The sequence below is a fragment of the Oribacterium sp. NK2B42 genome (assembly GCF_000424445.1).
GTDB lineage: Bacteria > Bacillota > Clostridia > Lachnospirales > Lachnospiraceae > Oribacterium.
Genome location: NZ_AUJX01000004.1, coordinates 23,055 through 35,090, shown reverse-complemented (window position 1 = coordinate 35,090; position 12,036 = coordinate 23,055). Strand labels below are relative to the sequence as shown.

The 12,036-nt window shown below is 42.9% G+C and carries 14 protein-coding genes; all 14 read left to right on the top strand.

Going from position 1 to position 12,036, the window contains the following annotated elements; all coding sequences use genetic code 11:
• The first annotated feature begins 29 nt into the window (after positions 1-29).
• The 14 genes from infA (at position 30) to rpsI (ending at position 11,653) form a co-directional block, all read left to right on the top strand.
• A complete protein-coding gene (gene infA, locus G625_RS0101410; RefSeq protein WP_007157657.1) occupies positions 30-248 on the top strand; it encodes a translation initiation factor IF-1 in 219 nt (72 codons plus the stop codon).
• A 115-nt stretch (positions 249-363) separates the two neighbouring features.
• Positions 364-477, top strand: coding sequence for a 50S ribosomal protein L36 (rpmJ, locus tag G625_RS0101405; RefSeq protein WP_003022746.1), 114 nt, complete (start codon positions 364-366; stop codon positions 475-477).
• Positions 478-498: 21 nt separating this feature from the next.
• Positions 499-867 (top strand): 30S ribosomal protein S13, encoded by a 369-nt coding sequence (rpsM, locus tag G625_RS0101400; protein WP_029199681.1) that lies wholly within the window; start codon positions 499-501, stop codon positions 865-867.
• 135 nt (positions 868-1,002) lie between these two features.
• Entirely contained in the window at positions 1,003-1,392 is a 390-nt protein-coding gene (gene rpsK / locus G625_RS0101395) for a 30S ribosomal protein S11 (RefSeq protein ID WP_029199680.1), read from the top strand.
• Positions 1,393-1,535: 143 nt separating this feature from the next.
• Positions 1,536-2,129, top strand: coding sequence for a 30S ribosomal protein S4 (rpsD, locus tag G625_RS0101390; RefSeq protein WP_029199679.1), 594 nt, complete (start codon positions 1,536-1,538; stop codon positions 2,127-2,129).
• Positions 2,130-2,155: 26 nt separating this feature from the next.
• Complete coding sequence (locus G625_RS0101385) at positions 2,156-3,109, top strand: DNA-directed RNA polymerase subunit alpha (RefSeq protein ID WP_029199678.1); 954 nt, start codon at positions 2,156-2,158, stop codon at positions 3,107-3,109.
• A 91-nt stretch (positions 3,110-3,200) separates the two neighbouring features.
• Entirely contained in the window at positions 3,201-3,737 is a 537-nt protein-coding gene (locus G625_RS23395; protein WP_029199677.1) for a bL17 family ribosomal protein, read from the top strand.
• A gap of 245 nt (positions 3,738-3,982) precedes the next feature.
• A complete protein-coding gene (locus G625_RS0101375; RefSeq protein ID WP_198014811.1) occupies positions 3,983-5,509 on the top strand; it encodes a hypothetical protein in 1,527 nt (508 codons plus the stop codon).
• Between the two features lie 139 nt (positions 5,510-5,648).
• Positions 5,649-7,661, top strand: a complete 2,013-nt coding sequence (locus G625_RS17885; RefSeq protein ID WP_044931190.1) for an energy-coupling factor transporter ATPase — start codon at positions 5,649-5,651, stop codon at positions 7,659-7,661.
• Positions 7,658-8,464, top strand: a complete 807-nt coding sequence (locus G625_RS0101365; protein ID WP_029199675.1) for an energy-coupling factor transporter transmembrane component T family protein — start codon at positions 7,658-7,660, stop codon at positions 8,462-8,464. The genes G625_RS17885 and G625_RS0101365 overlap by 4 nt, the downstream gene beginning before the upstream one ends.
• Before the next feature lie 176 nt (positions 8,465-8,640).
• On the top strand, positions 8,641-9,741 hold the full coding sequence (locus G625_RS20860; RefSeq protein ID WP_029199674.1) for a tRNA pseudouridine synthase A: 1,101 nt from the start codon (positions 8,641-8,643) through the stop codon (positions 9,739-9,741).
• Between the two features lie 49 nt (positions 9,742-9,790).
• Positions 9,791-10,447 carry an HAD family hydrolase gene (locus G625_RS0101355; protein ID WP_029199673.1) on the top strand — a complete coding sequence of 219 codons (657 nt, stop codon included), beginning with the start codon at positions 9,791-9,793 and terminating at the stop codon, positions 10,445-10,447.
• 364 nt (positions 10,448-10,811) lie between these two features.
• Entirely contained in the window at positions 10,812-11,246 is a 435-nt protein-coding gene (rplM, locus tag G625_RS0101350) for a 50S ribosomal protein L13 (RefSeq protein ID WP_029199672.1), read from the top strand.
• Between the two features lie 14 nt (positions 11,247-11,260).
• Positions 11,261-11,653: a 30S ribosomal protein S9 gene (rpsI, locus tag G625_RS0101345; RefSeq protein WP_029199671.1), complete on the top strand. Its 393-nt coding sequence runs from the start codon at positions 11,261-11,263 to the stop codon at positions 11,651-11,653.
• Positions 11,654-12,036 lie beyond the last annotated feature (383 nt).

Genomic DNA, 12,036 nt, shown 5'->3' with positions numbered 1-12,036 from the left:
AATTATTAAATAATGAAGAGGAGAACTGAATGTCAAAATCAGATGTAATTGAGATTACTGGTAAAGTAATTGAAAAACTTCCGAATGCAATGTTCCAGGTAGAACTTGAGAATGGTCATCAGGTACTTGCACACATTTCCGGAAAGCTTCGTATGAATTACATTAGAATTCTTCCGGGTGACAAGGTAACAATTGAGTTATCACCATATGACCTTTCAAAGGGCAGGATCATCTGGAGAGACAAATAAAGCTGTATAAGTAATTCTTACAATTAAATTAAAAAAGCACTTTACAATTAAAGAGGCTTTTGTTAGAATAATACGGCAACTTTGTTCGAATTCGTTATTAGAAAGGGGAATTACTATGAAGGTAAGATCATCAGTAAAGCCTATCTGCGAGAAATGCAAAGTCATTAAGCGTAAAGGCTCTATCAGAATTATCTGCGAAAACCCTAAGCACAAGCAGAGACAAGGTTAATTTTAACAGGAGGAAACAAAAATGGCTCGTATTGCAGGTGTCGATTTACCTAGAGAGAAGCGTATTGAGATTGGTCTGACATATATTTATGGTATCGGACAGTCTTCAGCTGATAAGATTCTCAAGGCAACAGGCGTTAACCCTGACACACGTGTTAAGGATCTCACTGACGACGAAGTAAAGGTACTCGCAAACTATATTGCAGAGAACCAGACAGTGGAAGGTGATCTCAGAAGAGCAGTTGCTCTTGACATCAAGAGACTTCAGGAGATTGGCTGCTTCCGCGGAATCCGTCACAGAAAGGGACTTCCGGTTAGAGGTCAGAAGACAAAGACCAATGCCAGAACACGTAAGGGACCACGTAAGACTGTAGCTAACAAGAAGAAGTAATTTTGCTTCAGCTTGTAGGTAAAAACAAGTCCGGATCAGAAATGATCCAAATCTGATGAAAATCAGAAGTAACTATTGTGATCTTCATGTTTTAAATACAGGAAGACTAGTAAAGGAAAGTAGGTTAGTTTTAATATGGCTTCAGGTAAGAGAGTAACAAAGAAGCGCGTAAAGAAAAACGTTGAACGCGGACAGGCACATATTCAGGCATCTTTCAACAACACTATCGTTACACTGACAGATGCAGAAGGTAACGCTCTTTCATGGGCAAGTGCCGGTGGTCTTGGATTCAAAGGTTCAAGAAAATCTACTCCATATGCAGCTCAGATGGCTGCTGAAACTGCTGTTAAGGCAGCTTTAGTACACGGCTTAAAGTATGTGGATGTTAGCGTAAAGGGACCAGGATCAGGACGTGAGGCAGCTATTCGTGCACTTCAGGCTAATGGTCTTGAGGTAACATCTATCAAGGATGTAACACCGGTTCCACATAACGGATGCCGTCCACCAAAGCGCAGGAGAGTATAATCTTTTTTGGATTATCTTTAGGCAAAACTTAAAAGACATAGGCCGCAGTATGTATAAAATAGCGGCAGATCTGTCCGAAGAAGTCTACGGATGTAAAGGACGTATCACTTGATTTTAGATGATATTAATAAGGAGAAAGAATTATGGCAGTTGATAAAACTCCCGTACTTAAAAGATGCAGGTCACTTGGACTTGACCCTGTATTTTTAGGAATTGATAAGAAGTCTAACAGACAGCTTAGAAATGCTCGTCGTAAGATGTCAGAGTATGGCACTCAGCTCCGTGAGAAGCAGAAGGCTAAGTTCATCTATGGCGTTCTTGAGAAGCCTTTCAGAAATTACTATGCTAAGGCAAACAAGATGAAGGGACAGACAGGTACAAACCTTATGGTTCTCCTTGAGTCTCGCCTTGATAACGTAATCTTCAGAATGGGTCTTGCACGTACTCGTCGTGAGGCACGTCAGGTTGTTGGACACAGACTTATCACTGTTAACGGCAAGGTTGTAAATATACCTTCATACCTTGTATCAGCCGGCGATGTTGTAGCTGTTAAGGAGAACAAGAAGTCTCTTCAGAGATTCAAGGATATCCTTGAGGTTACAAACGGTCGTTTAGTACCGGCTTGGCTTGATGCTGATCAGGAAAATCTTAAGGCTACTGTAAAGCAGCTTCCTTCAAGAGAGGAAATCGATGTTCCTGTAAACGAGATGCTTATCGTCGAGTTGTATTCAAAATAATTAGCCTGCAATAAAGGAGGCATTGCATGTTCGATTTTGAGAAACCAAACATTGAGATTGTTGAGATTTCAGATGATAAGAAGTACGGCAGATTTGTTTGCGAACCTTTGGAAAGAGGTTACGGAACAACTCTGGGCAATGCTTTGAAACGAATTATGCTTTCTGCATTACCTGGTACTGCGGTATCTCAGGTTAAAATCATTGGTGCCGATAAGGAAAGTGATACTATTCCAGGTGTCAAGGATACCCTGACTGAGGTTATCATGAACCTTAAGAGTCTTGAAATTAAGAACACATCGTCCTCCGATGACCCGAAGATCTTATATCTTAACTTTGATGGTGAAGGTGTAGCTACTGCATCTGACATACAGCTTACAGAAGGTATCGAGATTCTCAATCCGGATCAGAAGATTGCAACCACAGATGGTACTGCGAATTTTGAGATGGAAATCACAGTTACTTCGGGCAGAGGCTATGTAGGTGCCGATAGAACAAAGACAAATGATCTTCCAACAGGAGTGATAGATGTTGATGCTATCTATACACCTGTTGAGCGTGTAAATATGTCAATCAACAATACCCGTGTAGGCAATATGACCGATTACGACAAGCTTACACTTGACGTATTTACCAACGGAACAATGAGTCCGGACGATGCTGTATCTGATGCAGCTAAGTTCCTTTCAGAGCATTTATCATTCTTCGTAGAGCTTTCTCAGGATGCTCAGACAGCTGAGGTTATGGTTGAGAAGCCTGACGATGAGAAGGAAAAAGTGCTCGAGATGAATATTGACGAACTTGAGCTTTCAGTTCGTTCCTATAACTGCCTTAAGAGAGCAGGAATCAATACTGTTCAGGAGCTTTGCTCAAAGACTCCTGAGGATATGATGAAGGTTAGAAACCTTGGTCGTAAGTCTCTTGAGGAAGTATTACAAAAACTTAAGGAATTAAATCTTAGCCTTACAATAAGAGAAGAGTAATCTTCTCTTATTGTATGAGCTCTGTGAAAGGCCACAGATGCTGAGATGAATTTACCGGTAAGACTAAAAAGCACGGTGGAGGAAATATAAAATGGCAAAGTACAGAAAGTTAGGAAGAGAGTCAAGACAGAGACAGGCTATGCTTCGTGCTCTTACAACATCTCTTTTCCACAATGGAAGAATTTTTACAACAGAGGCACGTGCTAAGGAAGTACGTAAGCAGGCTGAGAAGCTTATCGCTCTTGCAGTAAAGGAGAAGGATAACTTCGAGGAAGTTACTGTTAAGGCTAAGGTTGCTCGTAAGGATGCTGACGGAAAGCGCGTTAAGGAAGTTGTTGACGGTAAGAAGGTTACAGTTTATGACGAAGTAGAGAAGACAATCAAGAAGGATAAGCCTTCAAGACTTGCTGCTCGTCGTCAGATCCTTGCATACCTTTACCCTGTAACTGAGGTACCTAAGGAGAAGGCAGGACAGAAGAAGAACACAAAGAAGGTTGATCTTGCTGCAAAGCTTTTCGACGAGTACGGTGCAAAGTATGCTACACGTAACGGTGGTTATACACGTATCGTTAAGGTTGGTCTCAGAAAGGGTGACGCAGCTATGGAAGTTCTCCTTGAGCTGGTATAATCTTTCAGATTAAATAATAATTGATATAAAAAAGAATCGTCTTCTGACGATTCTTTTTTTGTGCTTTATTGTCCATCGGGGACAGTTCTGTCCGGCGAGAACCGTCCCTGATGGTATTGTGTGAAAATAAGCCTCTTGATTGTTATATAAACGTAATAAGTATATTTAATTTTAAATGGTATACTTAGCGTGTAGAATTCTATATTTTTTTGGAGGGGACTATTCCCGAAATGAGTGGAGTGGGTATGAAATATAAAAGTATGGTAAAGAAAAGTTTGTGTGCTGTTTTGATCGCAACCATATTTATCATGAATTTTGCTTTTTTGATATCGGCAAAGGATCGTAATGTCAGAATTACGAGTGTCAGAATAAAAGTTGAAGATTATCTCAGACATAGTGAATATGATACTTCTTCCTCAGGATTACCCTCAATATCGGAGAATGATTTTACGGTACCGGATAATGGAGAGTATGATATTGACAATGTTGCCTGGTACGGGGACAGTGCCTATGGTGTTTCCATGACTCCTTATGTTGAAATATATCTCACTGCAAACGAAAAAGAACGTAACAATGATAATTATACATATTATTATTTCAGTGGAACCTATGACAGCTCTAATGTACATATAACCGGCGGATCTTTTGTTTCGGCAAGACTCGAAGGAAACTACGGTTTGAGAGTTATAATCTCCCTTAACGGTATAAAAGGAACTTATGATGCACCAACAGCTCCGGTTTGGAGTTCCTATGTATTGGGTAAAGCAACCTGGACACCTCCTTCTATATCTTCGGGATATTATAGAGTTAATGTATATAGGGACAGTACAAAAGTAACCTCTATTATAACGGATCAGACCAGTATAAATCTGTATCCTTATATGACAAGAGTTGCAGCATATTACTTTGAAGTGGCTACGGTTCCTTATACTAACGCTCAACTTTCAAGTGGAAAAGAGTCTGAAAAGATTGCTTCGGAATTCCTTAACATCTCACAGGAGCAGGTATCTGACGGAACAGGCCAGTATCCGAATTCAACTTATATATTAAATTCAAATACTGGTTCAAATTATGTCAATGCAACTACCGGTGTGGCAGGATACAGCAACAACATTGGTAATCTGTCAACTTCTGTCCAGAACGGAAATTATGATTATAACAATTCCGGTGCCGTATTTACAGTTTATAACTCATCAACAGGCCAGATGACGACATTACCGGGGCACAGCACAGAAGTGGTAAATAATGCTGTAAATACGTACAATTCTTCAGGCAGTACTTATACCACAGGCTCCTGGTACAAACAAGGAAATAACTGGTATTTCAAGACCTCTCAGGGCACGCTGGTTGCAAATGATTGGCTCATCTGGAAAAATACCTACTACAGATTTGATTCTGAAGGCAGGATGGTCACAGGCTTCTATAACAAAGATGACTACAGGACCTATTACCTTTCACCAAACGGAGACATGAAGACCGGATGGGTTAAGATAAACAATGCCTGGTACTACTTCAATCCTCAGACCGGAGAGAACTATGGTCTTATGTACAGAAACAACCTGGTAACCATCGGTGAAAAGAGCTATTTCTTTGATGCAGAAGGCAGGATGGTAACAGGCTGGGTTATGATCAAGGACGGATATGAAAATGAGCAGTACTATTATTTCTATCCTCAGAAGAGTGCAAGTGACAATGACTACGGCCAGATGGCAAGAGGCACCACTGTACTTGGAAGCTACCAGTTAGCCGACGACGGACATTGGATTCACTAATTTATATTAATGTATTAATGGCAGGCCATTTACGGTCTGCCATTGTATTTTATGCCTATTTTTAATATACTAAACTCGCTGAAAACTATATTTTTTGAAATGGTTGACTGCTATCGGTCAACAAGTCTGGGTGAATAAATTGAAAATCATTGAAGCGATCAATCTGGTTTATAACTACATACGAACCGATGAAAATGATAAGGTTGTGGAAAGTACCAGAGCCCTTGACGGGGTTAATGTTTCCATTGATGCAGGAGATTTTGTGTGTGTTCTGGGCCACAACGGTTCCGGCAAGTCAACATTGGCAAAACTCATCAATGGACTGAATCTGCCGTCTGAGGGTACACTTTTAGTCAGCTCTAAAGATACAAGAAATGAACAGGAGCTTTGGGATATCAGAAAAGAGACCGGAATGGTTTTCCAGAATCCCGATAACCAGATCATTGCCTCGGTGGTGGAAGAGGACGTAGGTTTCGGACCTGAAAACATCGGAATTCCCACAGAGGAAATCTGGAAAAGGGTAAATACTGCCCTTGAGGCGGTGGGAATGACAGCCTACAGGATGAAATCACCCAACAGACTCAGCGGCGGGCAGAAGCAAAGAGTGGCAATAGCCGGAACTATGGCAATGATCCCGAAAACCATAGTGCTTGATGAGCCCACAGCCATGCTGGACCCCACAGGACGTGCGGAAGTAATCAGAACCATAAAAGAGCTCAACAAAACTCAGGGAGTGACAATCATACTGATCACCCACTATATGGAAGAAACGGTGGATGCAGACAGAATCATCGTCATGAACCAGGGCAAAATCGTAATGGACGGCACCCCAAAAGAGGTGTTCAAGAATGTTGAAGAGCTTAAGGCTATCCGCATGGATGTGCCGGAGGTCACCGAGCTTGCCTGGAAATTACAGAAGGCCGGAATGCCGGTACCGGATTCGGTTCTTACCAGAAAAGAGCTTGTCAGCTGCCTTCAGAAGTGCCTGCCGAAGCAGGTGGATTTTGAGCCAAACTTCGTAAAACGTAAGCCCCTTCATATAGATATAACAGACCCTGTAATCAGAGTCCGTCACCTGGATCATGTATATCAAAAGGGGACGGCCATGGAGAGTTATGCCCTTAAGGATGTGTCCTTCGATGTTCAGCGGGGTTCCATAGTTGGTTTTATCGGCCACACAGGTTCCGGCAAGTCAACATTAACACAGCATCTCAACGGGCTGTTGAAGGCCACAGAGGGCGTGATAGAGGTAAACTTCAGGGACAATGCTGACCTCATAAAAACCGGCAATAATTCTAAAAACGTATATAAAGGCTCCGAGCCTGTTTCAAATGTGAAAAACAACCCCGAAAATTCCGGTAATGAAGAGAAAAAGGATGGGGCTAATGCCGACACCTTAAAGGGAACCTCCCTCAATGACTCGAATGAATCAGGTCAGGGTACAGGATTTATCAATATTTATGATACCAACTTCAACATGAAGCAGCTCAGATTCAAGATCGGACTGGTTTTTCAGTACCCCGAGTATCAGCTTTTTGAAGTTGATGTTATAACTGACGTAATGTTTGGACCGAAAAATCAGGGGCTCAGTGAGGATGAAGCCAGAAAGAGAGCGGAAGAAGCCCTTAAGATGGTGGGGCTTGACAGCAAATTCTGGAAAAAATCGCCCTTTGAACTGAGCGGCGGTCAGAAGAGAAGAGTTGCCATAGCGGGAGTTCTGGCTATGCATCCGGAAGTTCTGATTCTGGATGAGCCTACTGCGGGACTCGACCCTGCCGGAAGAGATGATCTTTTCAAGCAGATAAGGGAGCTTCATGATAAGGTGGGCATGACCATCATTCTGGTTTCACACTCCATGGATGACGTGGCGAGATACACTGACCAGGTCATCGTTCTGGATCACGGTGAGCTTAAGATGGCGGGAACACCTGAGGAAATATTCAAGAGATATAAGGAGCTGGAAGGCATGGGACTGGGCGCTCCGCAGATGACATATCTTATTCATGATTTAAAGGACGTAGGCATTCGCTTTGAAGATCGTCCGGATACTGTGTCAGAAATGGCGGACTGTATCATTGATCTATGGAAACGATATAATGAATCAATTAAATCGAATAAAAACGATGCTTCCGGAAAGGAGGCAGAAAGATGATCAGAGAAATAACTTTGGGACAATATTATCCTGTTGACTCTGTTATCCATAGACTTGATCCTCGAGTCAAGCTGCTGGGAACACTGGTATTCCTGATTGCTCTCTTTGTGGTGGACAGCTGGACAATGTATGCGGTGGCAGCTGTGGTGCTGGGAATACTCATTAAACTAAGCAATGTTCCCTTCAAGTTCATGACAAAGGGACTTAAGAACATCCTGATCCTGCTTCTCATTTCCGTGAGCTTCAATCTGTTTCTGACACCTGGAGAGCCGCTCTTCCAGCTTGGAATACTGAAAATTTCAAAGGAAGGTCTGACCATCGCCCTGAAAATGGGTATAAGACTGATCCTCCTTGTTATGGGTTCATCACTTATGACCCTCACAACAACGCCCAACCAGCTTACAGACGGAATGGAAAAGGGCCTCCGGGGCTTCAAGAAGATAGGCGTGCCTGTGCATGAGATTTCAATGATGATGTCCATTGCACTCAGATTTATTCCTATTCTTATAGAAGAAACCGACAAGATCATGAAGGCTCAGCAGGCAAGAGGTGCGGATTTCGAATCGGGAAACATCATTCAGCGTGCAAAAGCCATGGTTCCTATTCTGGTACCGCTTTTCATCGGAGCCTTCAGAAGAGCCAATGATCTCGCCATGGCCATGGAAGCAAGATGCTACCGCGGCGGCGAGGGCAGAACCAAGATGAAGCCTCTGAAATATGAGGGAAGAGACAGAATTGCATACTTCCTGATGTTTCTGTATTTCGCGGGGGCGGTAGGATCGAGATTTGTTACTCTGATTTGATCAGAGCCGGGTTTTTATTATATAACCGTAATCGGAATAGATGGTTTGATCATTACCGGTATTCGAATAAGTTAAAAAAGCTTTGGGTTCGTGGCTTCAGGATGAAAAAATCAAAGAAGATTGGAATAAGAGAGTGAGTTATTGGTTTTTAAGGATGAGTGAGTTTTCAATTTAGCATGAAACGACGTATCAAATTAACAATCGCATATGACGGGACCGGTTACAAAGGCTGGCAGATCCAGAATCCTACGAAGGAAAAGCCCGAAGGTGATAAGCCTACTATTCAGGGGATGCTCACATTGGGAATAGGGAATTTGCTGAGGCGGAGCTCAGGTAAAGACCCTTCTTCTGCCTCCGGTATGCTTTCCCAGGGGGAAGGAAATTCACCGGAGGACGACAGCATTCAGCTTATAGGCGCAAGCCGCACGGACAGCGGAGTGCATGCTATGGGTAATGTTGCCGTATTTGACACAGACTCCACCATCCCTACGGAGAACTTCCCCTCTGCTATCAACAGTTTTCTGCCGGAAGACATAAGAGTGGTTAAAGCAGAGGAAGTGCCGGCGGAGTTTAATCCGAGATTCGAGCCCCATGAAAAGGTATACGAATACAAAGTGGACAATTCTCCTATCCCTTCGCCGATGGGAAGGCTTTATGCCTATAACTTCACCTATGCCTTAGACATTGAAAAAATGCAGCAGGCTGCGGAGTATCTCTGCGGAGTTCATGATTTTACAAGCTTTGTGAATCCGGACAGTCAGGTCTTTGAACACGGGGGAGATGCGGTAAGAGAGATTTACAGCATTGAAATCTTTTCTGATAGGGGAAGAAAGAGTCCGGAAGCTGTAGATTCAGCCAACAGCTCAGGGGAATTTGAGACCTCGGATTTGTTCAGCAACCAGGAACAGATCTGTGAAGCTGTAGATTCAGCCAACTGCTCAGGGGAATTTGAAAACCCGGATTTGGTCAACAACCAAGAAAAGATCTGTGAAGCTGTAGAGTTACCCAACGTCTCGAGACAGGTTCGGATTGACGTGAACTTATCCAAGGTTTCGAGAAAGGTCCGGGAAGAAGATGCGAGTCTTATCACCTTCAGGATCAGAGGAAACGGATTTCTGTATCATATGATTCGTATTATTGTCGGAACTCTGCTGCAGGTGGGAAACGGCAAGAGAGAACCTGAGGACATCATGAACATCCTTGAAGAAAAAGACAGGACCAAAGCAGGCCCGACGGTGCCGGCAAAGGGATTATGTCTGGTGGAACTCAGGTATTGATGAAGCTAAATCATGAAAAGGCTGACATTTGTTCAGGAAGGAAAAAGTCATGAAATATAACAACATCAAGGGTTTTATATTCGACATGGACGGCACCATGTTTGACACGGAAAAGGTTTATCACCATTTCTGGAAGGTAGCATCGAAGGAGCGAGGCTATACCATGACCGACGAGATGATCAACAAGATGCGCGGAGCCTCCATGGAAAACATCGGAAAGATGTTCAATGAAGTTAACCCCGACTTTGACTACTGGGAGGAAAGAGGCTACAGAAAGAAATATATCGATCAGTATTTTATCGATAATGATATCCCCAAGAAGCCCGGGCTGGACGAGCTTTTTGACTGGCTAATGCAGAAGGGCTACAGGATAGCATTGGGCTCATCTTCACTAAAGCCGGTGGTTATGCATTATCTTGATAAAACCGGTTACACCGAAAAGTTTGATTACATCTGTTCGGGGGAAATGATAACCCACGGAAAGCCTGCACCGGACATCTATCTTCAGTGCGCGGAGAGGATCGGACTTAAGCCGGAGGAGTGCATCGTAGTGGAAGATGCCCCCAACGGTATCCATGCCGGATATGACGCAGGCTGCAAGGTTTTCGGAATCAAAGACATGAGCGAGCTTGATGATGTCAGGGATTTGCTGGATGAAGAGCCGGAGACATTGGCAGAAATTATAGAAATTATGGAAAAGGACTAAAAACAATTTTATACGTAACAGTTTAGTCGGTGGGCCAGGGGGACTGTTATTTTTATACTAATTTTATATTTCGAAATGCTGTCAACCGTATTGACAGCCTGAGGGATTGCAAATATAATACGTATTGCTGTTCGTTTACAGGCATATTGCGCTCGAAGATGGGCAGTTAACTATTCACAGCAGGGTCGAAAGCATCGGCCCGGGCTACATTAAATACTGAAATCAGTCTCAGAGTGGACCACTTGCGCCGAAAGAAGTTCTTCTTAATTAAGAAGAAACCTCGCATTTAACCCGATGCGGCGGCCGACAGAAGTTCTGTTTTGGACAGAGACCAGAGTAAGTAGCCTTATAACAGGAGGTTGTTATGAATTCATACGTAGCTACAGCTTCTACTATTGCACAGGACAGAAAGTGGTATGTAGTAGATGCAGAGGGTAAGACACTTGGACGTCTTGCATCAGAGGTTGCTAAGGTTCTTCGCGGAAAGAACAAGCCAACTTACACACCGTTCCTTGATTGCGGAGATTACGTAATCATCGTTAATGCTGACAAGATCACCGTAACAGGTAAGAAGCTTGAGCAGAAGATTTATCGCACACATTCAAAGTATGTTGGTTCAATGCGTGAGACAACTCTTCGTGATCTCAAGGCTAAGAAGCCTGAGAAGGTTATCGAGTATGCAGTAAAGGGTATGCTTCCTCACGGACCATTAGGCAGACAGATGTATAAGAAGCTTTTCGTATACGCTGGCGCAGATCACAAGCACCAGGCACAGAAGCCTGTTGAGCTTACATTCTAAGGGAGGATATCAAGATGGCAACAAACAGAAATTACGGAACAGGTAGAAGAAAGTCTTCTGTTGCAAGAGTTTATATCATGCCTGGTACAGGAAAGATCACAATCAACAAGAGAAGCCTTGACGAGTACTTCGGTCTTGGTACACTGAAGCTTATTGTTAACCAGCCACTCGTTCTTACACAGAACGTAGGCAAGCTTGACATCCTTGTTAATGTATGTGGTGGTGGTACTACAGGTCAGGCTGGTGCTATCCGTCACGGTATCTCAAGAGCACTTTGCGAGATGGATGCTGAGTACAGACCTGTTCTCAAGAAGGCAGGACTTCTTACAAGAGATCCGAGAATGAAAGAGAGAAAGAAGTACGGTCTCAAGTCCGCACGTCGTGCTCCTCAGTTCTCAAAGAGATAATCTTCGAAGAATCGAAAAGAATTCACAAACCTCAGAAACCTCGTGTTTCTGGGGTTTTTCTTTACTCAGAAACGCTGTGGGATGGTATGAAAATCAAGAAATTTTAGACGGTAATAAGCAAGTAATAAGCAGGTAAGAAGCAAAATTCGTATTTGCTTCAAATCTGATTTTTTTTATTAACAACTTAATTCTTAATTATTTGCGTTTGATGAGATTCTCATTGTAATTTTATAAGATTTGGAATATACTGATAGTGACAGAACCCAACACGCCTCTCAACGATGCGGACCACGTTGGGTCTTTTAATTTTTGGGAGAAAAATAATGAGTGAACTTAAGCAGCATCAACCGCCAATGACGATAGATGAACAAATTGAAAACTTA

Excerpts from the sequence above, each read along its gene's own strand:
- infA (WP_007157657.1), top strand. The coding sequence starts at position 30 with ATGTCAAAATCAGATGTAATTGAGATTACTGGTAAAGTAATTGAAAAA.
- rpmJ (WP_003022746.1), top strand. The coding sequence starts at position 364 with ATGAAGGTAAGATCATCAGTAAAGCCTATCTGCGAGAAATGCAAAGTC.
- rpsM (WP_029199681.1), top strand. The coding sequence starts at position 499 with ATGGCTCGTATTGCAGGTGTCGATTTACCTAGAGAGAAGCGTATTGAG.
- rpsK (WP_029199680.1), top strand. The coding sequence starts at position 1,003 with ATGGCTTCAGGTAAGAGAGTAACAAAGAAGCGCGTAAAGAAAAACGTT.
- rpsD (WP_029199679.1), top strand. The coding sequence starts at position 1,536 with ATGGCAGTTGATAAAACTCCCGTACTTAAAAGATGCAGGTCACTTGGA.
- G625_RS0101385 (WP_029199678.1), top strand. The coding sequence starts at position 2,156 with ATGTTCGATTTTGAGAAACCAAACATTGAGATTGTTGAGATTTCAGAT.
- G625_RS23395 (WP_029199677.1), top strand. The coding sequence starts at position 3,201 with ATGGCAAAGTACAGAAAGTTAGGAAGAGAGTCAAGACAGAGACAGGCT.
- G625_RS0101375 (WP_198014811.1), top strand. The coding sequence starts at position 3,983 with ATGAAATATAAAAGTATGGTAAAGAAAAGTTTGTGTGCTGTTTTGATC.
- G625_RS0101365 (WP_029199675.1), top strand. The coding sequence starts at position 7,658 with ATGATCAGAGAAATAACTTTGGGACAATATTATCCTGTTGACTCTGTT.
- G625_RS20860 (WP_029199674.1), top strand. The coding sequence starts at position 8,641 with ATGAAACGACGTATCAAATTAACAATCGCATATGACGGGACCGGTTAC.
- G625_RS0101355 (WP_029199673.1), top strand. The coding sequence starts at position 9,791 with ATGAAATATAACAACATCAAGGGTTTTATATTCGACATGGACGGCACC.
- rplM (WP_029199672.1), top strand. The coding sequence starts at position 10,812 with ATGAATTCATACGTAGCTACAGCTTCTACTATTGCACAGGACAGAAAG.
- rpsI (WP_029199671.1), top strand. The coding sequence starts at position 11,261 with ATGGCAACAAACAGAAATTACGGAACAGGTAGAAGAAAGTCTTCTGTT.